The sequence below is a fragment of the Pseudomonas sp. IT-P100 genome, assembly GCF_949767185.1.
GTDB lineage: Bacteria > Pseudomonadota > Gammaproteobacteria > Pseudomonadales > Pseudomonadaceae > Aquipseudomonas > Aquipseudomonas fluorescens_B.
The window spans coordinates 340,540-363,114 of sequence record NZ_CATKQK010000011.1 but is presented as its reverse complement, the minus strand read 5'-3'; the positions used below and the strand labels follow the sequence as shown (position 1 = coordinate 363,114).

The following is a 22,575-nucleotide window of genomic DNA, read 5'->3' as shown; positions in this document are numbered from 1 at the left end:
GCAGTTTAAGCCGCCAATTGCCCGATTCTCTGGGCTCGACACGTTACCGCCGGTAAAAAATAGCGGATAAGGTGGCCGGGGCACGGCACAAGCCGCTACACCTTGGGGCATAATGTCGACACTTTCATGACCACTGAGGGAATTTATCTTCATGCCCTCGTCTTTTTTCCCCTCGGCTGTAGGGTTTTATTTCACATGATCAAATCTTTGCGTCCATTGTTGCTGGCCAGTCTACTTCTCCCCCTGGCCCTCCCCGTTTCCGCCGCCTCCATCAACACCGGCCTGTCGCCCAACGTCGAAAAAGCCCTGAAGGCCAGCAAGCTGCAGGACAACGCCCTGTCACTGGTGATGATCCCGCTCAACGGTCCAGGCACGCCGACCATTTTCAATGCTGACGTCTCGGTCAACCCGGCCTCCACCATGAAACTCGTCACCACGTACGCCGCGCTGGAAATGCTCGGCCCGAACCACCAGTGGAAAACCGAGTTCTACACCGACGGCACGCTCAGCGGCGGCATTCTCAACGGCAACCTCTACCTCAAGGGTGGCGGCGACCCGAAACTGAACATGGAAAAACTCTGGCTGCTGATGCGCGACCTGCGCGCCAACGGTGTGACCCAAGTCACCGGCGACCTGGTGCTGGATCGTGGCTTCTTCGTCCAACCGCAATTGCCCGAGTTCAACGATGACGGCAATGACGAGAACAAGCCGTTCCTGGTCAAACCCGACTCGCTGCTGGTCAACCTCAAGGCCCTGCGCTTCGTGGCGCGCAACGACAACGGTCGGGTGCTGATTTCGGTCGAGCCGCCGATCTCCAGCATCCGCATCGAAAACCAGGTCAAGGCCGTCAACTCCAAGCAATGCACCGGTGGCGTGCGTTACAACCCGGTGACCCAGGCCGATGGCACCGTGAACGTGACCGTCGGCGGTCAACTGGGCGAGGGCTGCAGTTCCCAGACTTACCTGTCGCTGCTCGACCACTCGACTTATACCGCTGGCGCGGTCCGGGCAATCTGGAAAGAACTGGGTGGCAGCATTCAGGGCAAGGACGTTCTGGCACCCACGCCAAAAGATGCCAAGGTACTGGCTCGCGCCTTCTCCCCGGACCTGGCGGAAATCATCCGTGACATCAACAAATACAGTAACAACACCATGGCTCAGCAGTTGTTCCTGAGCCTGGGGCAGAAATTCCGCACCGACGCCGACGGCGACGACGCCAAGGCGGCCCAACGCGTAGTCCGTCAGTGGCTGGCGAAGAAAGGCATCACCGCGCCGCACCTGGTGATGGAGAACGGTTCCGGCCTCTCCCGCGCAGAACGTGTCAGTGCGCGTGAAATGGCCGCGATGCTGCAAGCCGCATGGCGCAGCCCGTACGCTGCCGAGTTCATCAGCTCGATGCCGATTGCCGGCACCGACGGCACCATGCGCAAACGCCTGAAGACGACGGCGATGCGCGGTGAAGCCCACGTCAAGACCGGCACCTTGAACACCGTGCGTGCGATCTCAGGCTACAGCCGCGACGTCAACGGCAATACCTGGGCGGTGGTGGCGATCCTCAACGACAAGGCACCGTTTGGTGCATCGTCGGTACTGGACCAGGTGCTGCTGGACTTGTATCGCCAGCCGAAACTGCCTGATACGGCTTCGGTGTTGTAAACACCGAAAATCCAATGTGGGCTAGCCTGCTAGCGATAGCGGTGTGTCAGTCGACACATGTATTGAATTACACACCGCTATCGCTAGCAGGCTAGCTCCCACAGGGGGGAGTGTGTACGGCCGGGGTTAATTCATCTCGCCCTGAACCCGATCCCGTCCCGCCTGCTTCGCCGCATACACCCCCGAGTCTGCCCGCAGCAGCAACGCATCCGCGCCCTCATCGACGCGCCAGCTGGCGATCCCGAAACTCGCGGTAACGATTCCGACGTCCTCGATCGGCGAGCTGCGCAATCCTTGCCACAGCTCCAGCGCCAACCCATACGCCTGCTCGCCGTCGATATCCGGGCAGAGCACCATGAACTCCTCGCCGCCCAGGCGACAGAACACGTCGGTGCGACGCAGCCGATGGCCGATACGCTCGCAAACGGCCTGCAACACCCGATCGCCCACTGCATGTCCGTGCTGGTCATTGATGCGTTTGAAGTGGTCGATGTCGAGCATGATCACCGACAATTCGCCGCCACCGCGCTCGACCCGGGCCATTTCGGAGGTCAGGCGCTCCTGGAAGTAGCGGCGGTTGTGGATCCCGGTCAGCGAGTCGGTAATCGACAGCGCCCGCAGCTCTTCTTCCACCCGTTTCAGGTCGGAGATGTCCGAAATGTAGCCATGCCAGAGCACGCCACCGCCGGGCAGCTCTTCCGGAGTCGCTTCACCCCGGACCCAGCGCAGGCCACGCACCGGCAGCAGCACACGGTATTCTTCGCGCCACGGGCTGAGCGTGTCTGCCGAGGCCCGGATGGAGGCGCGAACCCGGGTGGTGTCCTGGGGATGGATCCGGGTGAAAATCGCTTCAGCGTTGAGCAGCAACACGTCCGGTTCGAGCTCGTAAATCTCGCGAATGCCATCACTGGCGTAGATCACACTGAAGCGTCCGTCGAATTCCATCTTGAACTGGTAGATCCCGCCGGGCACATGGGCGCTGAGTTTCTTCAATAGCAGATCCCGTGCGGCGAGCGCCTCATGCACCCGCTTGCGCTCGGTGACGTCGATGCAGATTGCCAGGTGCCCGACCCACAGCCCTTGCTCGTCGAGCACCGGGGTCGCCAGCATGTTCACCGTCAAATGGCTGCCGTCACCGCGAACCAGGGTCCACTCCCGCGCTTCGTGACCGCCCTCCTCGCCGCCCTCGACCAACATGGCCTGGCAGGTCGGAATCGGCTTGCCGTAGCGCGCGCTCAATTCCGCCGAGCGCGCCGCCAATTCCCGGGGCAGGTGCAGGTTTTCCAGGGTCATGTGGCCCACCACGTCCATGCTGGAGTAGCCGAGCATCTGCTCCGCTCCGGCGTTGAACGTGCTGATGACGCCGCGCAGGTCGGTGGCGATGATCGCCACCTGAGTCGCGGCATTCAGCACGCCGCGCAGCTGACCATGGGTGCCGCGCAGTTCCTGCTCACGAGCGCGCAGCTCCTCGGTCCGCTGTTCCACCATGCTCAACGCCCGCTGGCGCTGGCTGACCAGCACATAAAGCAGCGCGCTGAGCATCAGGCTGAGCAAACCACCCAACACCACCACGCTGGTGACCGAAGAATGGTTGGCTTGCAGGAACGCTTCGCTTGGCTGGATATCGACTTGATAATCGTGATCGGCAAGCCCCAGCAACCGGGTCGCGGCCAACTCACTGACGGCAGGTCCGTTGGGGGATTCATAGAGCACTTCGTGTTGATCGTCGGTGGACAGGTCTAGGATGCGCACCGACAGGTAATCGTGTCCCGCCTCCGGCAGCCCGTCGGCCAGCAACTGACGCATGCTGATCACCGCCATCACGTAACCGTAGGGTTTGGACCCCGGACTGTCGCGGGAGATGACCGGCGCGACCAGCAGCACGCCCCGGGCATACGCCGGCTCGATACTGACCAGGTGCAGCGGCTGCGACACCGCCATCCGGGTATTCTGGTCGGCCCGTTCCAGGGTGGAGCGGCGCAGGGGTTGCGCGAGCAAGTCGTAACCCAACGGCGAGCCGAGCCGGCTTTGCGTCTGGCTATATACCACCACCACGTATTCATCCCGTTCGGCCGCCAGTTGCAGCTGGCCTTCGGCGTTGAGCTCACGAATGCTGAAATCGGATAAACCTTCCTCGCGCACCTGGCGCTCGAATTCCGCGCGCTCGGCACCGCTGACCCGCCGCGCAAACGAATACGCCTGGGTTCGGTGCAGCAGAGGTTGGGTGTAACCGTTGAATTCCTCGCGGTCGACGTCATCGGAATTGGCGAAGAACCGGCGCAGGCCGTCGAGGCGCTGCTCCTGATCTTCAAAACGCTCTTCGATACGGCTGTAACGTTCACTGGCCATCAGTTGGAAACGTTGCCGCAATTGCTGGTGAAACAGGTTCAGGGTCGACCAGGCCAACAGCCCCGTAAGCACTCCGCCGATGATCAATACCAGCAGCGCGACCAGCCAGGCCGAAACATCTTCACTGATAAAACCCAGGATCTTGGGGCGCACGGCGTGCAGCGACATAGAGGCAACTCAAAACGCCAGGTGCCGGAAAAGCCCATTGGCCATGCCTTGAGTTATAGCTATTAGCCATCAATTTGGCCAGCACTGAAAGAAGCCAAGAGCCTTTAAAAATCAAGGCTCTGTGGATCCAATGCCGGAAAGCGTCAACGTGCCATGATTTTCCAGGCCCGGTGGATCTTCCCATTGCGGGCAAAATCCGGATCAATGGTCTGCGCCGTGATTTCCTCGACCGCGTAACGCTCGGTGAGATTTTCCTCAAGGGCGAACTTGCGGAAGTTGTTGGAGAAGTACAACACGCCCCCCGGCGCCAGTCGTGCCATCGCCAGGTCGATCAGTTGCACCTGGTCACGCTGCACGTCGAAAATCCCTTCCATGCGCTTGGAGTTGGAGAAGGTTGGCGGGTCGATGAAGATCAGGTCGAACTCGTCACGGCAGGCGTCGAGCCAGACCATCACGTCGCTCTGCTCCAGACGGTTCTTGTCGGAGAAACCGTTCAGCGACAGGTTGCGACGCGCCCAGTCAAGGTAGGTTTTCGACAAGTCGACGCTGGTGGTGCTGCGCGCGCCGCCTTTGGCCGCGTGGACGCTGGCGGTCGCTGTGTAGCAATACAGGTTGAGGAAGCGCTTGCCGGCTGCCTCTTTCTGAATGCGCATGCGCATTGGCCGGTGGTCGAGGAACAGCCCGGTGTCGAGGTAGTCGGTGAGGTTGACCAGCAGCTTCACGCCACCTTCGTTGACCTCGACGAACTTGCCCTGCGCGGCCTGACGCTCGTATTGCTTGGTGCCGCTCTGACGTTCGCGACGCTTGACCACCACGCGGCTCTTGTCGATGTTCAACGCCTGCGGAATGGCTGCCAGGGCGTCGAACATGCGGGCCGAGGCTTTTTCCGGGTCGATGGATTTCGGCGCGGCGTATTCCTGGACGTGGACCCAATCCTGGTACAGATCGATGGCCATCGAATATTCCGGCATGTCGGCATCGTAGACGCGGTAGCAGTCGATGCCTTCACGCTTGACCCACTTGCCCAGCGCCTTGAGATTTTTTTGCAGGCGATTGGCAAACATCTGCCCGCCTTCGCTCAAGCGCGGCTGCTCGACGACTACCGGGGCCGGTTTGATCGGGTTGCCGTTCTTGTTGTACTTCTCGTACTTGCCCGGCGCCACATCGTTGTCGGCGACTTCGACTTCAGCTTGTTCGCGCTCGACTTGACGCTGTTCAGGGGTGCGACGTTCACCGGTGACGAACTGGTCCGGGGTGACCTTGATCAGCAGCAGCTTGCACGGCAACGCGCCGTTCCAGAACGAATACTGTTTGTGGCTGCGGATGCCCATGCGCTTGCCGAGATCCGGGGCGCCGGTGAACACCGCCGCTTCCCAGTTCAGGCAGGCCTGGCGCAGGCGCTCGCCAAGGTTCTGGTAGAGGTAGAGCAAGCTCGCCTCGTCGCCCAGACGCTCGCCATACGGCGGGTTGCAGATCACCAGGCCTTTCTGGTTCTGGTCCGGACGTGGTTCGAAGGTGCCGACTTCGCCCTGGTAAATTTTGATCCACTCACTCAGGCCGGCGCGTTCGACGTTGTTGCGGCCCGGCTGAATCAGGCGGGGATCGGCTTCGTAACCGCGAATCCACAGCGGTGGCTTGGCCAGGCCGGCCGCGGCGCGCTCGGTGGCTTCTTCGTGCAGCTTTTTCCACAGCGCCGGTACGTGACCGAGCCAGGCAGTAAAACCCCACTGCTCACGACGCAGGTTCGGCGCCATGTCGGCAGCAATCATCGCCGCTTCGACGAGGAACGTACCAACACCGCACATCGGGTCAGCCAGTGCGCCGCCCTCGGCCGCAATACGTGGCCAGCCGGAACGGATCAGGATGGCCGCCGCGAGGTTTTCCTTCAGCGGCGCCGCGCCCTGCTGCAAGCGATAGCCGCGCTGGTGCAGGCTGTGGCCGGAGAGGTCGAGGGAGAGGATGGCTTCGCCACGGTCCAGACGCAGGTGAATGCGCAGGTCCGGGTTGAGTTTGTCGATGGACGGGCGGTCGCCCTGCGGGGTGCGCAGTTTGTCGACGATGGCGTCTTTGACTTTCAAGGCGCCGAAGTGGGTGTTGTCGATACCCGAGCCATGGCCGCTGAACTCGACGGCCAGGGTGCCGTCGTTGAGCATGTGGTCTTGCCACTCGATATCGAGCACGCCGTGGTACAGGTCCTCGGCATCTTTCATCGGGAAACGCTTGAGCACCAGCAGTACCCGGTTCGCCAGACGCGACCACAGGCACAGGCGATAAGCGGTTTCCATGGTCGCCATGCCGCGCACGGCAGAGGTGTGCTCACGCGCTTCTTCAAGGCCAAGCCCGACGGCTTCCTCGATCAGCAGGCCTTCAAGGCCTTTGGGGCAAGTGAGGAAGAGTTCGAAACGATCGGACATGGTAATTCCAGAGCCTTTGGCTAAGTGGACCGGCAACGCATTGCCGGCCCGGTTTTCAATCAGGCGCTTTTCTAAAAGAGCGCCCGCGTGGCACGAAGGTGTGCCGTCCCACCCGTGCTGCTCGGGTTAGAAGAGCTTAGATGCACGGGCAGATAAAAAAGTTGAAGCAACAAAATGTCATAAGTTGACCCTTCGTCGAATAATGCCTCGACGCAACACGAGCCATTCTCACTAAAGGATTAACCCCATCATCTTGCGGAGGGCCGATCATACAGGGCTTTGACCAATAAATACGGGGCAAACATCGTGTTACTTATGGCCATAGCATCTTTATGGTTACGTCCTTATGACAAAATGATCATTCCCTCGATGTGACGCATTGGTTAGAACTCAACACAGGTTGGCGCCACAACGGACGTCAACACCCTGGCTCGCCACGCCGGCAGCGAGCCCCCCAACGGCAGACATTTCTGCCAGACCTCGATTGAGGTCAACGCGATAAATACAGTCAACAAGTGAGGGCAACACCCTATGAGAAGACTTAAGCGTGATCCGTTGGAAAGAGCATTTTTGCGCGGATATCAATATGGCGTTGGTGGCAAATCCCGTGAGCTTTGCCCATTTACTCTACCGTCGGTACGCCAAGCCTGGATTAACGGCTGGCGAGAAGGACGCGGCGACAACTGGGACGGTATGACCGGCACTGCGGGAATCCACAGACTCAACGAACTTCACGCCGTCGGCTAACACAGGGCACACACTCCGACACGACAACCTGATTACTGAACGACTTACCACGCACGCCCCATCCGGGCGGCGGGCTCCGGCCCAGGGGCTCCTTCGAGGAGCCCTTTTTTATGCCTGCAAATTACCTGGAATCCGAAATCTGCTTTTGTGGCGAGGAGCTTGCTCCCGCTGGGCTGCGAAGCGGCCCCGGAACGGGTCAATCCGGAATGTCAGGTAAAATGCGGTTGCAGGGTTTACGACTGCTTCGCAGCCGAGCGGGAGCAAGCTCCCTCGCCACAGATAAATCCCCTCGCCACAAGAGCCCTTCAGCGCAGCGCCGCGATGGCGTCGACGGATTCACGAATCAGCGCCGGGCCTTTGTAGATGAATCCAGAGTAGATCTGAACAAGGCTCGCACCCGCCGCGATTTTCTCGGCTGCATGCTTGCCTTCGGTGATGCCACCCACAGCGATGATCGGCAAGCGACCGGCCAATTCTGCGGCCAGCACTTTTACGGTGTGGGTGCTCTTGTCGCGAACCGGTGCGCCGGACAAGCCGCCCGCCTCGTCACCGTGCTCCATGCCTTCAACACCGACGCGGCTCAGGGTGGTGTTGGTGGCAATCACCGCATCCATCCCGGTTTCGATCAGCGCTTGCGCGACTTGAGCGGTTTCTTCGTCGGTCATGTCCGGTGCGATCTTGATGGCCAGCGGTACGTGCTTGCCGTGGCGCAAAGCCAGCTCCGCACGACGGGTCGCCAGGTCAGCCAGCAACTGCTTGAGCGAGTCTCCGAATTGCAGGCTGCGCAGGCCTGGCGTGTTCGGCGAGCTGACGTTGACCGTCACGTAGCTGGCGTGGGCGTAGACCTTGTCCAGGCAGATCAGGTAATCGTCAACCGCGCGTTCGACCGGCGTATCGAAATTCTTGCCGATGTTGATGCCCAGCACACCCTTGTACTTGGCCGCTGCCACGCGGGCCAGCAGGTGATCGACGCCGAGGTTATTGAAGCCCATGCGGTTGATGATCGCCTCGGCTTCCGGCAGGCGGAAAATCCGTGGTTTCGGGTTGCCCGGCTGCGGACGCGGGGTGATGGTGCCGATTTCGACAAAACCGAAACCCAGTTGCGCAAAACCATCAATGGCCGCGCCGTTCTTGTCCAGGCCCGCCGCCAGGCCTACCGGGTTCGGGAAGTCCAGCCCCATGACCGTCACCGGCATCTTCGCCGGAGCCTTGCACAGCAAGCCGTTGAGGCCCAAACGCCCGCCCGCGCCGATCAGGTCCAGGGACAGATCGTGGGAGGTTTCCGGGGAAAGTTTGAACAACAGCTGACGGGCCAGGGTGTACATGGGCGGGTTTGACTCTGGGCAATGAAAAGTGGCGGCGATTATAGCCGGGGTTGACCGGCACAGGCGATCTCTTTGCCCGGGCTCAAGGAACCACCGTCTCCTGCAGTGCGTAGGTGTTATCGGTGCGTTTGGCACTGCCAAAGACCAGCGGAAAGTAAATAATCATCGCCATCAGAGCGAGACAGCCGCTCATGATATGGCCCTGGTCACCGTCATCGACCCTGCAACTGCTCAGCAACGACGCTACCGCGCCCATGACCAAAGCGATGGCGTGCCCCGCCGAAAGACGTAACGCCCCGATATCAAGCAGCGCATCCGCCAACTGCGTCCGGGTCGGTCGCCGGACCTCCGCTCGGACCTCCAGGACCATTTGCCGCAAAGCTTCCGGATCGGAAAACACCGAGTCCCACCCAGGGTCTGGAGATAACACGTGCGAACTTTTGCAAAGAATGGAAATGACGTCGTCCACAACAATGCCGAAGCCATTGAGCACGCCCTGGATAGCATCCGCGCCCAGACTGTAACCAAGCTCTGCCGTGGCTCGGGCCGCACCACTCAGCGGTGCCAGCTGCCCCAGTTCTGCCAGAAAAAACTGCGCCGCGCCATAAGCTGCGGTCGCTACGCCGGTGGTTGCCGCGTTGGCGGAGCCGGCATTGTCCTGTAATGGAATGAAAACATTGGCCAAGCCTCTGGCCACTGTATAAATCGACCCGCCGACGACCGCCGGAAGCAACTTGTCAGACGCGCCTGTGAGGTGCGCCGCAATCAGGGCACCCATCGTGATGCTGGCCATGCACACACGCCCCAGGCGCGACGATAGATTTGCCGTACCGTCACACTCATTTCGAATCGCTCCGATCAAGGTCAGCGCCGGGCCGATCATTGTCATTGCGACCATTGCCCACGCTCGGCCGGCCTCAGGTGAATCGCCTTCGCGCAGAGATTGTTCGACGTGGTAGGCAACGACCTGGCGCAGCACCACCGTCAACGCAACGATCAATCCTGTACGACCAGCGACATTGAGTAGATTGAGTCCGGGCCCCTTGACCGCGTCCAGCCACTCCATGCCCGCCTGAAGCACGGTTTGCATTCGACTTTCATGGGTTTGCCCGGTATCTGCAGCATTCAACTCAATTACCCGTGCAAACAGTGACTCATCGACAAGTTCCTCGGGCAGATGCCCACGCTCAATGAATGCGTTGACCCGCCCAACCACAATCCGTTCTGTCTCACCCAATGGCCTATAGCATTCCTCCATCTGAAGGGTCACTTCACGATTCACCCGCTGCATGCCAGCAGCCACTTGCCTGGGCGTCCCCAATGCGAGTGCTGAAAAACGCGACGATGCAACGAGTGCTGATGGATCAAGCGCCACCGACTCGTTACGCGGCGTCGGATTACCTGCCGATGTGAGAGTTAAGCCTGGTAATGCAGTACCCCTTACTGCCGAGCCAGCAATCAATGTCATCCTTGTATCCTCTCTTTTATTGTTATGCGGGTTGTTTTCCCTGCCTCACCACTCGCTCTTTTCCCATGCATCGTCGCCCATCGGCTGGAACACATCGCGTGTGTAACTCATGACAAACACATTCATGCTGAAGGCCATACCGTTGGCGCCTTTGATCTCCTTATAGAGCTGTGTTTTTTCCAACCCGTCGTCTTTCAAGCGAACCAATAATTGCAGCGTCACAGCCATCAACGCCTTCGCACTTGGATACGCCGGTGTGACTCCGTCCGTGCCACGCAGCGAACGCAGGAACTCGTAGATGGCCTTTTCCCCCTGCCCCTCCATTGCCAATAGCCGCTGATACAACTCATCGAATTCGGGGTCCGGGCCGGGTCGCTTGCTGCCGTTGACATCGGGCGCTATGCCGGACGCCTGCAACAGGCGTGAGTCAAGCGGCACGACCGCAGACATCTGCTCAAGCCGATGAGTGTTCATCACCGTTTCAATCTTCATTCCACACCTCCGACAGGATTCGTACCGAAACCTAAACACAGCTCACCCAATCGCGTCATCGAGGCCTGATCGAGACATCGCACCGACTCGGGCAGATTTCCCAGTCGGGCCAACAACTGTGGCTCCAGTCGTTGGCAGACCGATTCGATATCAAACTCAAGCAATTGATCGGACAGACGGAACACGTAACGCTCCTCGGGTTGATAGTCGAGCACCAGTGCGCCAGGCCAAAGTCCTTGCAAGCGCAGCCGCAGCGCCTGACCTTGAGGTTTGCAGCGCGCAGGCAGCACCACCTGCAGCGGCGCCCCGGTGTCGGACCGCTCCGTCAGCCAGCGCTCGAGCATTTCATCCAGCCATTCAACGCGCGTCAGCAATTCTTGCAGTAACTGACGCGCGGCCTGAGCCAGATCCTTGCGCAACTGCAGCCCGAGCGTCTGCGACTCGAGCAAACCGTTCGCCAGGTTTTCGGCGGCGCGCAGAATGCCATTTGCATAACCCTCCTGAAACGCCTGGGCACGAATGGCCTGGGCTTCAGATTGAGCCTGCTCGACGCATTCACGGGCCCGGCGTTGCGCCTGTTGCTGTAATGAGCGCCGCTGGCGCGCCGCGTCGAGGTCTGCGCGAGCCACGAGGGCATCACTCGATGCCGGCACATCAGTCAGGATTCGGATGGAGTCGAGCATGCTGCACCGCCAGAAAGAAAAGAGCCGGATCGGCTTCTGTCGCCGGCCACTGGGTGTGCAGGCCGACCACGTGTGGAGAGAATTGCAACGCCAGCCGCTCGAGCAGCAGCGGCGGCAGGAACCCGGACAAACCCGACAGCGCGTTGAAGCCCGCCGCTTCAACCTGCTTCAACGGTTCCGATGACGACTCAAGCGGCACGCTGGCGCGAGGCCCCGGTCTGCAATTGGCGAATTGACGTAACGGCATCGGCAACTGCTGCAATGCACCGCCTCGCGCGAGCTGTGGACACAGTCGCCAGGCACCCATCAGGCACGCGATGTAAGGCAATTGTCGCCACTGCCGGATCCACTGCTGTGCGACGGCCGTCAGCGGCATCGGGGGCCATGGTCCTTGCTCGCCAAGCCCTTCCAGAAGCATCCGGTTGAGCACGCGCCGAGCATCGGGGCTGTCAAACCCCATCGGTATGCTCAACCGCTGCGGGTGCACATAATCCAGCGGCGCCGCAAGAATCCGCCGCAGGCGTTCAGCGCACGACGTCACGCGGCGCCCCTTTCAACAGTCGATAACCTAACCCTGCGCAACCTGCCAACAGCACCGCCGCCAACGACGCCAGCAGCCAGACCGGGCGCGAATCACTTTGCGTTGCTGACATCGACGGCGCGACGTGCTGCGTGGGCGAGCGCTGTGACAACACCACCGAGATGTTTGCGTACTCGACGGCGGCGAAACTGTTTTTGAGAAAGCGCTTGATGTCGGTAATCAGCAACTGTGGCTCGATGTCTCGCTCATGAATGGCCACGGCCGCCAGGTGAATGGGCCCGGCCTTGCGTCCGCCTTCACCGGCATCCAGGTCATAACTGACATGGACCCGCGCCGACACCACACCTTCGAGCAGACCCAGGGACTGTTCGATTCGCTGTTCCAGCGCCGAGTAAAGCCGTGCCTTTTCAGCCCTGGGGGAAGCGACCAGCGAATCGCTGGGAAACATCTCCGCCACTTGCAGTCGTGGCCTGGACGGCAGCGAATAGAGGTTGAGCAAATCGACAGCGGCGGAGAAATCGACCGGGTTGATTTTCACCGCGTACCCGGTTTTGCCGGCGTCGACTTTCGTCGCCGCGATGTTGTTGCGTTGCAGGACTGAAAGCACTTCGTTGGCCTGCTGTTGATCGAGCCCTTCCAGCAGACTCGGCTGCCGGCAGCCGACCAACGCCAGACACAGGAACATCAGCAACGCACCCGCCCTCATGACGCGCGCAACAACGTTTCGGCGGTGCTCACAGCCTTACGGACCAACACGTTGAGCAAATTGATGTCGACGTTGTATTGCCCCATTTGCTCCTGCAGCTGCGCCAATACTTCGGGGCTGGTGATATCAGGGCGCTGCATCAGTTGATTGATCGACGACACGTCCTGGCCGCTGTTGACCGCTGCACCGGCGAACGCGTCGATCAGTCGATTTTCAAGGGAAACGATCGGGCCCTCCTGCAGACTTCGCAGTTCAGTAACGGCCGTGGGCTCAATGAACGAACGGGAAATGCTTTGAATAGACATGCAGTGCACTCATGAAAATGGCCACCGAACAACGATGGCCAGTCAAAAGGAATGGAATCAGCGAGCGGCCTGGATGATCGCCATGTCGATGTCCTTGAAGCCCTTGATCGTGTTGGTCTGGGCGTTTCGGAATACGGTGTAGGAGGAGAATGCGGTCTGGTAAGCCGCCAGCTTCCCGGGATCTGACGCATCCAGCTTGAGATCCTCCAGTGCCTTGTCCAAAGCAGTCTTGAGCCCTGCTGCACCGTTTTCGAACGCTTCGGCCTGACGTCCGAGAAAATCATCGTGAAAGTCGATTGGGAAATCGATACCAGACATGTGTCACCTTCTAGATTTACTTGGGAAAATGCCAAGACGACGACGTCATCTTGATGTAGCCCTGAGGGCCGGTTTGAAACGACTTGCCCTTGAGCGAGTCATCCTTGAGCGCGACAGCGAAGTTCACGTAGCGATCACCCCACTGCCGATAAAAGCCGTCGACGTATTGGCGAGCCGCAGCCAACTCGGAATCCTGCAAATCGCCTTCGATGGCGAACGTGACACTGTCGTCGTGCCCGACGCGGTCGAACACCAGAGAAAGGCGACGCAACCCTTGTTCGGCCAGGTCTGCCAGCAGGTTGTCGTCCTGGACCTGAACCGTGACTTCCCGAGCGTAGGGCGCGGCCTTGAGCAAGACGTCGAGCAGTTGCGCCTGCATTTGCGGCGTGAGCAGATTGCGCTGGGCACTGAGCAGCAGCCGAGGCACCGCGGGGTCCTTGAGGTCGAGGGAATGCCAGGCCAGTTGCGGGTCGTGGTCGACCAGCAGTTTCTCCAGCCGACGGCGCTCCTGATCGATCACCAACACCTTGCCGGACACCCCGTTGTTGCGCATCAACACCTGCCGGCTCCAACCGGCGTCCCGCTCGGAAGCGACAAACACGTAAACCGTTTTGTCCCGCCCCTGCACCACGTCGACCTCGGCACTGGCGCCGCCAATCAGGCTGCGAACATCGGTTTCGGGCGCCGGCTCGGGCACAGACCAAAAGCCTAACGAAGTGATCAGCAGCACGAGGGCCAACCCTGCGCCGCCCCATTTGACGAGGGTTGGCTGCGGCCAGTGGCGGGCAGTCGTTTCGGTCAAAGAAAGGGGCTGTTTGCCGAGGAGTTCAGGTGCCCAGCCTTGGTCTTCACCGCGCAAGGCCACCTGCAAGTCACCGATCTGCTCCAGATGCTGGAATTCGCACTGCCGGGTTTCTCCGTGCTCGTTGAGCAGTCGCAAGGTCACACCGCCCTGCCCGCCGTCTGCCAGCAGCACCTCGAAATTGCAGCCGCCCGCGTCCAAGGGAATGAAGATGGCATCCTCGGGAACGCTGATTGAATGAGCTTCTCGGCCCAACAAATCGAGCGGTGCGACAATGAACAGCGTTCGAGGCTCACCAAGCGGGAATTCGCACCCCTGAAGCGGGCCGTTGAGGATCCGCAGAACACAGGGCTGTAGAGGGGGGGCTGACAGTTCTGTCACCGATCACGTTCCAGGCAGTGAATGAAAACCCATCCTAGAAGCGCTGCCCGGGAAGTTCCTGATCGAATTCTGCCGAACGGCCCCGGGCGGGATCAGAATCCCACCCGAATGGACCGGGCTAATGCCGCGGGGTTTTCTCCAGTAGGTCCTGCGGCTGCGCAAGCGTGTTTGGCATCAAGGTCTGGTAGCGTTGCCAGACCTTGCGCGCATAACGCAAACGGGCTGCCTGCCGACCCGGAGCATTGCCGGCGTTATAGGCCCCCACGGCCGTCCAGTTGTAGCCATAAAGTGATACAAAACCGGCCAGCACCGACGCCCCGACTTCGACCGACAGACAAGGCTCATCCAACAGACGCTGCTCGGTAATGCCCTGTGCGCTCAGTCGGTGCAGATGACTGCTGTTGATTTGCATCAGCCCGATATCGCGGGTGCCATTCTTGTTGTAATTCATCGCGTCCGCCATTTGTCCCGACTCCACGTCGGCAATGGCCTGAAGCAGCTCGGGCTCGATGGCATGTTGCTGCCCCGCCGAGACCCAACAATAGGCATGCGCCGGAACCGCACCCAGAGACATCAGCATCAGAAGGCCGCCAGTGCCCCAGCGGATCATGCCAACCGCCTGCCGCTGTCAAACGACGCGGCTTGCCGGTTGTCTTGCATTGCGCGATGCATCATCACGGCTTCCTGGGGATCACCGACAAGGGCGATACGTACCCGCAAAATCTGCGCCCGCATGCAGTTCGCGTCGTGGCGCAGACACTTGTCGATGCTTTGAATCGCCAGATCATGGCGCTGCCAATACCAGTGATGCCAGGCGTGAAAGTAATGAACATCAGCCTGATCGGCGCTCGACAGGCAGCGCTGAAAAAGCACCTGCGCAGCCTCCTCGCATCCGCGAAGGCTGGTCAGCAGGGCTAGCCGCGCGATGGTTTGCGTACTCCCCGGGTCCAGCGGCAACGCCCTGGAAATTGCCAGATGAGCTTCATCCAGCGCATGCCCCTGCTCACATAACCCGAGCATCGCCTGGCCCAGCCAGACATCGGCCACGCCACGCCAGACAGGGGCATAACGGTCATCCAGTTGCAGGCTGTATCGAAACTGCACCAGCGCATCGCGCAGGCTTTGTGGCGTGTGCCGCTCCACATTGCACAAACCATTGAGATAGGCGACCAGGGCCGGATAGGAAGCACAGCCCCTTTCAGAAGGACGCAGTCCCGGTAGGCGCTGGGCAACAAGACAGGTCAATGCACCGAGCCCCTCCCCCAGGTCCCCTCCGCCCACGCTCTGTCCATGAAGCAGCACATGATCGCTGCTACGGATCAACTCGATTGACCATTGCGACGGGTCATCCCGGAGCGTGCAACGACCGCTGAGGTAAAAGTCAGGCTTCAAACGCTCGACCAGATAACGGGCGTCGGTCGACTGGCCATAAGCAGCCATCAAACCTGAGGGGATGACGTGCAGCGCATCGCCGAATGCCATGGACAACTGGCGGGTCATTGCGTCCTGCAAATCCAGTGCGGCTGACTCGTGCAGATGGCGAAAAGGCAAAACGGCCAGCGAGGGTGCTGACGTTCTCGCCTGGCTCGGCCCGTCGAGTTCGACAGCCGGACAAGTGAATCGGTAACCCTGGCCATACACCGTCGCAATGAAATCCTTGTTCTCCTTGAGCAGCTTGCGCAAGGCATAAATGCAGCGAGTCAACGATTCCTCGGCGGCATCGGCATCGGGCCATACCATGTCGAGCAAATAATCCTTGCTGATCACTGTGCCGGCCGAACCGAGCAGCAGGCGCAGTACGTTCAGCTCTTTGGGGGGGACGTGAACTCCATGTCCGTCTCGCATCAGCGTTCCATCGCTTTGCAGTAGCCAACGGTCGAAAACGAACGACCTGAATGGCGATTGATCAGTGGCACTGTCCATACTCGGAGACTTCTCTATAGAAAGGTACTGAAGCGCGATCAAGCCGTTATTGAACCGGCTTGAAGATGAAAGCTGCGCGACTATAGAAAGTTGGTAGAGACAATTCCGTAGGAAAACGCCACAGACAAAAGAGGAATATACGACTAAGCATGTAGGCCCATTTCTACAATAAAAGTCTTTGGAAAATCGCACCACTCAAAGTCACAAAACAGCCTTGCCACACAAAAAATCTGCAGTGCCGTGAGCACTGCAGATTGAAAAGCCTTGGCTCCAAACCAGGCATTCGCCATAACACATTCAATCAGCTCGGTTTACACACAGCCACTGACTACAGGTTAAAACATCCCATCCAAAGATCGACTCCCACTAAACATAGAAGATGTCTCAAACTTTTTCATACCGGCCTTTAATGAATCCGGATCAACAAGCGCTTCGAATGAACGATCGCGATCCAGGCGCAGCCCTCCGTCTTTAACGAAAGTCATCGAGTAAGTTCGGTCAGCCTTTTCTCCCACCGCAGTTACGCTGCTCGGCGTCAGCCCGACTTTTTGCGCCATATCGACAAGTCTTGTTTGGGAGAAAAATTAGCGGGCGTTTCTTTTTCAACAAACTCATTGAATACAGCCTCCAACTCCGAGCTTGAAATATCCGGATTCTGATGAAGTTCCACATACACTTGCAGCACCATATGCATCAAGTCAAGCTCATGCCCGCCTAAAACGCTGTTATGTTCTGTTATTGTCAGTACGCCTCCATCATTTAGAAGTTCGGAAATTCGTGCCAGACTTTCCTGCTGAATTTCCGCACTGGGGAAATGATGCAGCGAGTGCTGGTACATTGCACAATCGAAGCCCTTACCATCTGAAAGTGGATTACCCTCATCCTGACCAGATAATCTGCCGAGACATTTCGCTTTGAACAAGTGAAACGACCTTGCTATTGTGATCCCAAGTGATCTTTAGCCGCTGTGTAATTATCGACTTTACTTGCACTATCCAAACCCTGATACCAATCGCGTATCGCATCAAGAAAAACACGATTATGCACCTGACTGCCGCCTTCAGGCACAAGGTCCATCAGCGCACTCATCAACTGTTCTTTACACGCTGGAGTAATGGACCAATCACTATTATCTGAATGATAGGTCATCATTTCTCTAACATCGCTATCCCTACCGATCTGTGCACCGTGAAGACTTAAAAAATCACCCAGAAAATATTCACTTCGAACATCCAGTCTTTCATACGATGGCAATACCTCATGCAAAACAGCGCCAGCCAAATGCATATTAGACACCGCTAGAACGTGAGAACTTCCGCCAACACCATTAATCATTTAAACGCCTGTCAAACTTAAAAATAAGAAGCCCGCACCACCCGGCATCATACGCCCCTTACACGTATCACCGAATTTCGAATATCCGCGACCGTGTTCCATTCGGACACCGCGACGGCAGGTAATTCGACGCCAAATGTTTCATTAAGCATCATGACAACCTCGATAATACTCATGGAATCGAAATACAAATCCTCCACCAACCGCGAACTGGTTTTGATTGCCCCGTGGCCCACCGAAAGATAATCCGACAAGGTTTTTACTACCTGACATTCAATTTCAAGATCACTACTCCGCATCCTGATCACCGCTATCAATCGAAACCACAGAACAACAGACACAGCTCCGACCTGACAGGTTCGAAACCGCGTCTGTTATAAACATTTAAAACCACGTATTTCGTAAAAACTTCTTAGATCAGAAATTCAACATCGCCTTAAGCATGTCCGCATACTGACTAAGATGAGCAGACAACGTCTTGTTGAAGTTGTCATGATAGGAGTTGGCGTTGGAGTACTTCTGGGTGAAGGATTGCAGCATGTTTTTCATGCGTTCTTCCTGGGCATTGAAGCCGGTTTGCCAGGCCTGGAATTTGGCGGTGTCCCAAATAATCTCGTAAACGTCAGGTGGCAGACTGTCCCTCATGGTGATCAACGGGCTAAGGTCCATGACCACGCTGTACGTACCGTCATTGTTCTGGTGGAGGCAGGAGGCCGGCAAGCCTAACGCTTTAAGCCATTTTTCTGCTTCCTCCTTTGTAGCACCGCCCATGCCTGGGGCCGGGAACAATACTGCCGTCGGATTCGGAGGTGAGTACTTTTCAATCAGCTTCTGCAAAGCGATCCTGATCGCGCCCGCGTTTATTTCGACTTCCTTCCCGTCATTCGTGCCTTCAATCCACTCCTTCATCATTGCGGTAATGTCTTTGTTGAAATCGGCAAAGAAGTCCGAGTAAGCCTTGATGATATGTTCATAACCGGCCAGGTAGCCGTTCTTGATCAGGTCGATCAATTCGAGCAGTTTGTCGAAGAAATCATCAGACGAACTGACACTCTGACTGAACTTCTCGTCGATTTGCGTTGGCAGCGGTTGTCCTGCTCCCAGGCCGAGCAAGATAGTTTCCTGCGCAGCATCAAGGCGCTGACGCTGTTCCATCGGCAGGGTTTCCCGGCAATGCGTCATCACCGCACCATATTGGGGTAAATACTGTGCCCACATTTGCCAGCGAAGGTCTTTCGTTTGAACCCGCTCGCCAAACTCCGCGATGAGGGTTTGCGCCGCTCCGCCAGCCAACAGGTTCTCAACCATTTTTTTGGCGGCCGGTTGGCACTTGAGCATATTTTCAAGATTGCGATTCAATACCTTTGCCGAACGCTCCAGCAATTGCGCGAGGGAAAAAGCGGCCTGAGCCTCGAGGGGCATTTCAGTTGGTAAAGGTGCGTTGGTCACAACATTGAAATCGACCGACAGATTAGCCGCTGGCGGTGTGAAATCGGAAATTCTCATATTTTCGTCCCTACTCAGGCCATTTTGCCAATGACTTCAATCCGCGATTGAAACAGCTGCATCACGATATCCATGAGCTTTTGCAACAGCGCCGCATCCGCCGAGTCTTTCTGCCCAATTTCATCGCTCAAGCTCTTCTGCGTGTTTTGCGCACTTTGTTGCAATACCTCTTTCTCCCGCGCCGCATGCTCGGCCATGCGAACCATGCTGGAGACCATCTGACTCATGCCCATCGAAATGGCGTTTAGCGCGCGGCCGATATCAAGTTTCTTCTCAATGCCTTTGCTGCCCATCTGGCTGAGCCAGTCCGACGTCTGGCCAACCTTTTGCGCCTTGAGAATTTCACCGTCGAACCATGCCTGCTCCTTGGGTGTCAGGGTCGAACCCTGAGGTTTGAAATCCACCGATTTCGTCCGGCCGAAGTCATCGAACACCTTGATCTTGTAGGTCGTTTCCGGGTTCCAGTCACCGCGACTGCGATCATGTTTAAGGTCACGTTCGATGTTGCCGGCGTCCAGGGAACTGCGCTTATGCAGGTCGATATCCGTATGCTTGAGCCCTTGCCCCTGAAAGGTCTTGGCCATGGCAAACCCGGCGATGGCACCGGAGACGACTGCTGCCGTAATGGCGCTGTACATGGCGGCCTTGCCGGATTCCATGATGGCGGCGCCCTGGGACTTGGCGGCATCAGCGGCCATCACACTGAAATGCCCGCGCAGTTGGGCATTGGCGACCCGCGCGATGTTCAACGCGATGATCGCGGCGACCAGCACGTTGGCGTGTTTCTCCCAGGCACCTGGGTCAAACACCAAATCTTCGCGGACCTCATCGTTGAGCATCAGTGCGGTTGCGGCAAAATCCTGCCAGTCGGATTCCCCGATCTGGTAGGCGTCAATAGCGCTCTGGAGCTCCACCGTTAAAGGAGTCCGGGTCAAAGAGTCATTAAGAATCTGCTTGTCAGTGAGCGCATTACTAAGGGAAAGCTCTTTGAGCGCGTCGGGTCTTTTCTGAGTAAGAAGCGCATCTTGCTGGCTAATCATTGGGCGTGAAAACACCACCCCGGTGTTGTTGATCGTGGTCATGACAAATACCTTTTATGAGTGGGTTCAGACGTGTCTGACCATTTGCAGGCTGACGGAGTGACTGCGTTGCATATCGGCAAAAACATGTTCGATATGCCGGGTCCGGTCTTGCATCGCCTTGCCGTAGTCTTCGACCAGCCGAGTGAGGTAGGAGGTAATTTCTTCGCTGATTGCCATGCGCACCTTCACGTCCGCCAGGTGTTCGGCCGCCTGGGCCTGATGCACGCCGCTTCGGACTCCCAGCACGCCCTGGGCTGCCACGCCGCCAAACTCGGTGAGGGCTTGAGCGATTTCGAGATTGGAGGTGTAACGGGCCAGGGATACGGCATCTGCGCCTTTGGTAACTAAACTGCGTAATTGGGTCAGCATCTGAGTCAGCGTGTTGCCGACCGAGGAAGCCACCTGTTTCATTGCCTGCACTGCTGCGGGAGCGGCCTGCGCCACCACGGATGCCAGTCTCGAAGCGACTGCGCCGATCATCGGCCCGACTACCTGAACCCCGACGATGGCGGCCAATGCGATGGCAGCAATGGTGGCGGCGATGCCCGCGATCATTCCGGCGATTTGCGCGATTTCCTTCGCCGTTTCGGAATCGACACCAAACGCCACGAGCGCTTTGGTGTAGAGGTCGGTAAAGAACTGGATGGCTTCCTGCATCACCGTCATCAGCGGCTTCATCGCCTCGGCCATGAACGACACGCCCGTGAGTTCCTTGACCACCTCGTCGGCAATCATGACCGCGGCCCCGATCACACCTACCGCGATAAGGACAGGGTTGACGGTCAGAACGCCGGCGGCGATGGTGGCGAAGGCCACCAAGGCGCCAACGATCTTGCCGATGCAGCCCATGGTCCTCTGCAACGCTTCGGCTTTACGCACTTCTTCCAGGTACTTTTCCGACTCGAGTTGCATTTTCTCCTGCAACTTGGCCTGCAATTCCAGAAACAGCTCCTGATTGAGCTCCTCCTTGTTCTGCGCCGACTCGCCGAGCAACTCGATGATCTTCAAGCGGTTCAGCAGGGCCAGTGCGCTGCTGCTCAGCGCCTTTTCATCCGATTGTTTAACCTGAGGTCCGCCGACGCCTGCCTCGAGGACTTTTGCGGTCACGATCGCGAGGACTTTTGCGGCGGCGTTGGCGGTTTCGATCAATTTCAGATGGGCATCGGTGGCTTTTTCAAAGGTCTGGGTATGAGTCGCCAACTCGCCTTTGAGCTGGTCGCGACGCGCCAACTCACTCGCATACTCGGGTGATTCGGGGTCCAGCTTCGCCAGACGCGCCTCGCTTTCGTCCAGCAAGCCCTGGAGTTGCTGAACCCGCTCGCGCAATTTCTCGAGCTGTTCCTGACTGCCGCCAATTGCGCCCTCGGCGGCTTCCAGAGCCGCGACGGCCTCAGCATATTCAGACGCCAGTTTTTCATGACCCTGTTGTTTGGCACCGGCCATGCTCTGCAACATCGCCAAACGGTTTTTCAGCTTGTTGACGTCGACCTCGCCAATCAGCTCGCTGATCATCGCCATCAGCAGCGTGAACAAATCGCCTTCCGACTCTTTGCCACTCGTGCGGGCCAGTGGCAGATGCAACTGTGGACGCCCCGGGGTGGCTGTGGATTTACCGTGCTCGCCGTCGTAATTCACCGACATCAAACCGGCCAGCGCGTCCTGGCCAGCCTTCTGAAAATCCACCGTTCTGGCTGCCTGGCTGGCGGCTTTGCCGTAGATCTCAAAGGCTTCGGTACGGCTGAGCCCTCCGGCATAAGCCGGGTTGAATGTACTTCTGATTTCACTCATGTTCAGTCCTCCGAACAGTCCATTTCAATGTGAGCCAAGGTGTCGAGATACACCTGTGCCTGTTTGCGCAGGTCCTCTTCCGTGGCCTGCTCCAGTACGTACCCGAAACACAACCTGGCCTTGCCGATCTTGCCCAGGGCAAGCTGGCACTGACCGCTGTAGAACATCGGTCGGTAATCGTTCTTGCCCTGGGCGAAGGCGATGGCGTACAGGTCGATTGCTTTCTGATGGTTTTGCTTGAGCTGGTACACCGCCGCCAATCCCATCCAGTACTGGCTGTTGTAAAAGTCGTAGATGCACAGGAAGTGAAAGAACTTCTCGGCATCGTCCAGCCGGCCTTGCTCATAAAACTGGTAAGCAAAGGCATAAAGACCATCCATGTGCTCGTCGCTGAGGCCCTGCACGTCCTTTAACGGCGCCCCCGCGAGCACGGCATCCACGATTTCCAGAGCGATTTGCTCGTCTTGTTGGTTGTTGCGACTCATCGGCCACACTCCTGAAAAAACGTCAGCGCCGCTGACGAACGCATTGAGCCAAAGCGCTGGCAGACCCGCTGCCAAATTGCGCTCATGCCAACGATGGGATG

At 58.3% G+C, this 22,575-nt stretch carries 23 protein-coding genes; 2 read left to right on the top strand and 21 right to left on the bottom strand.

Features of this window, described 5'->3' with window-relative positions; genetic code table 11:
• Positions 1–195 precede the first annotated feature (195 nt).
• The gene (gene dacB, locus ACM6IQ_RS09845; protein WP_017337507.1) at positions 196–1,656 is read left to right on the top strand and encodes a D-alanyl-D-alanine carboxypeptidase/D-alanyl-D-alanine-endopeptidase; all 1,461 of its coding nucleotides are present in this window, start codon (positions 196–198) and stop codon (positions 1,654–1,656) included.
• 126 nt (positions 1,657–1,782) lie between these two features.
• Here the strand turns inward: dacB and ACM6IQ_RS09840 are convergent, their stop codons facing one another.
• Complete coding sequence (locus ACM6IQ_RS09840) at positions 1,783–4,173, bottom strand: diguanylate cyclase (protein WP_414878628.1); 2,391 nt, start codon at positions 4,171–4,173, stop codon at positions 1,783–1,785.
• Positions 4,174–4,316: 143 nt separating this feature from the next.
• On the bottom strand, positions 4,317–6,587 hold the full coding sequence (gene rlmKL, locus ACM6IQ_RS09835; protein ID WP_414878627.1) for a bifunctional 23S rRNA (guanine(2069)-N(7))-methyltransferase RlmK/23S rRNA (guanine(2445)-N(2))-methyltransferase RlmL: 2,271 nt from the start codon (positions 6,585–6,587) through the stop codon (positions 4,317–4,319).
• A 531-nt stretch (positions 6,588–7,118) separates the two neighbouring features.
• On the opposite strand from rlmKL, the gene rmf reads away from it, so the two are divergent.
• The gene (gene rmf, locus ACM6IQ_RS09830; protein ID WP_003223300.1) at positions 7,119–7,334 is read left to right on the top strand and encodes a ribosome modulation factor; all 216 of its coding nucleotides are present in this window, start codon (positions 7,119–7,121) and stop codon (positions 7,332–7,334) included.
• Positions 7,335–7,639: 305 nt separating this feature from the next.
• Here the strand turns inward: rmf and ACM6IQ_RS09825 are convergent, their stop codons facing one another.
• From ACM6IQ_RS09825 to sicA, 19 genes are all read right to left on the bottom strand, one after another.
• Positions 7,640–8,659, bottom strand: a complete 1,020-nt coding sequence (locus tag ACM6IQ_RS09825) for a quinone-dependent dihydroorotate dehydrogenase (protein WP_017337504.1) — start codon at positions 8,657–8,659, stop codon at positions 7,640–7,642.
• 82 nt (positions 8,660–8,741) lie between these two features.
• Positions 8,742–10,127 (bottom strand): hypothetical protein, encoded by a 1,386-nt coding sequence (locus tag ACM6IQ_RS09820; protein ID WP_414878626.1) that lies wholly within the window; start codon positions 10,125–10,127, stop codon positions 8,742–8,744.
• Positions 10,128–10,172: 45 nt separating this feature from the next.
• Complete coding sequence (locus tag ACM6IQ_RS09815; protein WP_017337502.1) at positions 10,173–10,619, bottom strand: hypothetical protein; 447 nt, start codon at positions 10,617–10,619, stop codon at positions 10,173–10,175.
• A complete protein-coding gene (locus ACM6IQ_RS09810; RefSeq protein WP_414878625.1) occupies positions 10,616–11,302 on the bottom strand; it encodes an oxygen-regulated invasion protein OrgB in 687 nt (228 codons plus the stop codon). The genes ACM6IQ_RS09815 and ACM6IQ_RS09810 overlap by 4 nt, the downstream gene beginning before the upstream one ends.
• Positions 11,274–11,843, bottom strand: a complete 570-nt coding sequence (locus ACM6IQ_RS09805) for a secretion system protein (RefSeq protein ID WP_414878624.1) — start codon at positions 11,841–11,843, stop codon at positions 11,274–11,276. The genes ACM6IQ_RS09810 and ACM6IQ_RS09805 overlap by 29 nt, the downstream gene beginning before the upstream one ends.
• On the bottom strand, positions 11,827–12,549 hold the full coding sequence (locus ACM6IQ_RS09800) for an EscJ/YscJ/HrcJ family type III secretion inner membrane ring protein (RefSeq protein WP_414878623.1): 723 nt from the start codon (positions 12,547–12,549) through the stop codon (positions 11,827–11,829). Before ACM6IQ_RS09800 ends, ACM6IQ_RS09805 begins: the two co-directional genes overlap by 17 nt.
• The gene (gene sctI / locus ACM6IQ_RS09795; RefSeq protein WP_017337498.1) at positions 12,546–12,854 is read right to left on the bottom strand and encodes a type III secretion system inner rod subunit SctI; all 309 of its coding nucleotides are present in this window, start codon (positions 12,852–12,854) and stop codon (positions 12,546–12,548) included. Before sctI ends, ACM6IQ_RS09800 begins: the two co-directional genes overlap by 4 nt.
• Before the next feature lie 57 nt (positions 12,855–12,911).
• Positions 12,912–13,172 (bottom strand): type III secretion system needle filament subunit SctF, encoded by a 261-nt coding sequence (gene sctF / locus ACM6IQ_RS09790; protein WP_017337497.1) that lies wholly within the window; start codon positions 13,170–13,172, stop codon positions 12,912–12,914.
• A 16-nt stretch (positions 13,173–13,188) separates the two neighbouring features.
• Positions 13,189–14,355, bottom strand: coding sequence for a PrgH/EprH family type III secretion apparatus protein (locus tag ACM6IQ_RS09785; RefSeq protein ID WP_414878622.1), 1,167 nt, complete (start codon positions 14,353–14,355; stop codon positions 13,189–13,191).
• Positions 14,356–14,473: 118 nt separating this feature from the next.
• A complete protein-coding gene (locus ACM6IQ_RS09780; protein ID WP_414878621.1) occupies positions 14,474–14,965 on the bottom strand; it encodes a transglycosylase SLT domain-containing protein in 492 nt (163 codons plus the stop codon).
• Positions 14,962–16,200 (bottom strand): winged helix-turn-helix domain-containing protein, encoded by a 1,239-nt coding sequence (locus ACM6IQ_RS09775; protein WP_414878620.1) that lies wholly within the window; start codon positions 16,198–16,200, stop codon positions 14,962–14,964. Before ACM6IQ_RS09775 ends, ACM6IQ_RS09780 begins: the two co-directional genes overlap by 4 nt.
• A 413-nt stretch (positions 16,201–16,613) precedes the next feature.
• The gene (locus ACM6IQ_RS09770) at positions 16,614–16,835 is read right to left on the bottom strand and encodes a hypothetical protein (RefSeq protein WP_144425233.1); all 222 of its coding nucleotides are present in this window, start codon (positions 16,833–16,835) and stop codon (positions 16,614–16,616) included.
• Positions 16,814–17,200, bottom strand: a complete 387-nt coding sequence (locus tag ACM6IQ_RS09765) for a class I SAM-dependent methyltransferase (RefSeq protein WP_144425232.1) — start codon at positions 17,198–17,200, stop codon at positions 16,814–16,816. The genes ACM6IQ_RS09770 and ACM6IQ_RS09765 overlap by 22 nt, the downstream gene beginning before the upstream one ends.
• Positions 17,201–17,214: 14 nt before the next feature.
• Positions 17,215–17,613 (bottom strand): hypothetical protein, encoded by a 399-nt coding sequence (locus tag ACM6IQ_RS09760; protein WP_144425231.1) that lies wholly within the window; start codon positions 17,611–17,613, stop codon positions 17,215–17,217.
• A 47-nt stretch (positions 17,614–17,660) separates the two neighbouring features.
• On the bottom strand, positions 17,661–17,954 hold the full coding sequence (locus ACM6IQ_RS09755; RefSeq protein WP_414878619.1) for an acyl carrier protein: 294 nt from the start codon (positions 17,952–17,954) through the stop codon (positions 17,661–17,663).
• 76 nt (positions 17,955–18,030) lie between these two features.
• Complete coding sequence (locus ACM6IQ_RS09750) at positions 18,031–19,119, bottom strand: IpaD/SipD/SspD family type III secretion system needle tip protein (RefSeq protein WP_017337489.1); 1,089 nt, start codon at positions 19,117–19,119, stop codon at positions 18,031–18,033.
• Positions 19,120–19,133: 14 nt separating this feature from the next.
• Complete coding sequence (locus tag ACM6IQ_RS09745; protein WP_414878618.1) at positions 19,134–20,201, bottom strand: cell invasion protein; 1,068 nt, start codon at positions 20,199–20,201, stop codon at positions 19,134–19,136.
• Positions 20,202–20,225: 24 nt separating this feature from the next.
• The gene (gene sctE / locus ACM6IQ_RS09740) at positions 20,226–21,989 is read right to left on the bottom strand and encodes a type III secretion system translocon subunit SctE (RefSeq protein ID WP_414878617.1); all 1,764 of its coding nucleotides are present in this window, start codon (positions 21,987–21,989) and stop codon (positions 20,226–20,228) included.
• A gap of 2 nt (positions 21,990–21,991) precedes the next feature.
• The gene (gene sicA, locus ACM6IQ_RS09735) at positions 21,992–22,474 is read right to left on the bottom strand and encodes a type III secretion system translocator chaperone SicA (protein WP_017337486.1); all 483 of its coding nucleotides are present in this window, start codon (positions 22,472–22,474) and stop codon (positions 21,992–21,994) included.
• Positions 22,475–22,575: the final 101 nt, after the last annotated feature.

What these genes read in the sequence shown, in the direction of transcription:
- rlmKL (WP_414878627.1), bottom strand. Translation starts at nt 6,587, where the DNA reads ATGTCCGATCGTTTCGAACTCTTCCTCACTTGCCCCAAAGGCCTTGAA.
- rmf (WP_003223300.1), top strand. Translation starts at nt 7,119, where the DNA reads ATGAGAAGACTTAAGCGTGATCCGTTGGAAAGAGCATTTTTGCGCGGA.
- ACM6IQ_RS09750 (WP_017337489.1), bottom strand. Translation starts at nt 19,119, where the DNA reads ATGAGAATTTCCGATTTCACACCGCCAGCGGCTAATCTGTCGGTCGAT.
- ACM6IQ_RS09780 (WP_414878621.1), bottom strand. Translation starts at nt 14,965, where the DNA reads ATGATCCGCTGGGGCACTGGCGGCCTTCTGATGCTGATGTCTCTGGGT.
- sicA (WP_017337486.1), bottom strand. Translation starts at nt 22,474, where the DNA reads ATGAGTCGCAACAACCAACAAGACGAGCAAATCGCTCTGGAAATCGTG.
- ACM6IQ_RS09745 (WP_414878618.1), bottom strand. Translation starts at nt 20,201, where the DNA reads ATGACCACGATCAACAACACCGGGGTGGTGTTTTCACGCCCAATGATT.
- ACM6IQ_RS09825 (WP_017337504.1), bottom strand. Translation starts at nt 8,659, where the DNA reads ATGTACACCCTGGCCCGTCAGCTGTTGTTCAAACTTTCCCCGGAAACC.
- sctF (WP_017337497.1), bottom strand. Translation starts at nt 13,172, where the DNA reads ATGTCTGGTATCGATTTCCCAATCGACTTTCACGATGATTTTCTCGGA.
- ACM6IQ_RS09775 (WP_414878620.1), bottom strand. Translation starts at nt 16,200, where the DNA reads ATGCGAGACGGACATGGAGTTCACGTCCCCCCCAAAGAGCTGAACGTA.
- ACM6IQ_RS09810 (WP_414878625.1), bottom strand. Translation starts at nt 11,302, where the DNA reads ATGCTCGACTCCATCCGAATCCTGACTGATGTGCCGGCATCGAGTGAT.
- sctI (WP_017337498.1), bottom strand. Translation starts at nt 12,854, where the DNA reads ATGTCTATTCAAAGCATTTCCCGTTCGTTCATTGAGCCCACGGCCGTT.
- ACM6IQ_RS09820 (WP_414878626.1), bottom strand. Translation starts at nt 10,127, where the DNA reads ATGACATTGATTGCTGGCTCGGCAGTAAGGGGTACTGCATTACCAGGC.
- ACM6IQ_RS09840 (WP_414878628.1), bottom strand. Translation starts at nt 4,173, where the DNA reads ATGTCGCTGCACGCCGTGCGCCCCAAGATCCTGGGTTTTATCAGTGAA.
- ACM6IQ_RS09815 (WP_017337502.1), bottom strand. Translation starts at nt 10,619, where the DNA reads ATGAAGATTGAAACGGTGATGAACACTCATCGGCTTGAGCAGATGTCT.
- ACM6IQ_RS09760 (WP_144425231.1), bottom strand. Translation starts at nt 17,613, where the DNA reads ATGATTAATGGTGTTGGCGGAAGTTCTCACGTTCTAGCGGTGTCTAAT.
- ACM6IQ_RS09800 (WP_414878623.1), bottom strand. Translation starts at nt 12,549, where the DNA reads ATGAGGGCGGGTGCGTTGCTGATGTTCCTGTGTCTGGCGTTGGTCGGC.
- sctE (WP_414878617.1), bottom strand. Translation starts at nt 21,989, where the DNA reads ATGAGTGAAATCAGAAGTACATTCAACCCGGCTTATGCCGGAGGGCTC.
- ACM6IQ_RS09770 (WP_144425233.1), bottom strand. Translation starts at nt 16,835, where the DNA reads ATGGCGCAAAAAGTCGGGCTGACGCCGAGCAGCGTAACTGCGGTGGGA.
- dacB (WP_017337507.1), top strand. Translation starts at nt 196, where the DNA reads ATGATCAAATCTTTGCGTCCATTGTTGCTGGCCAGTCTACTTCTCCCC.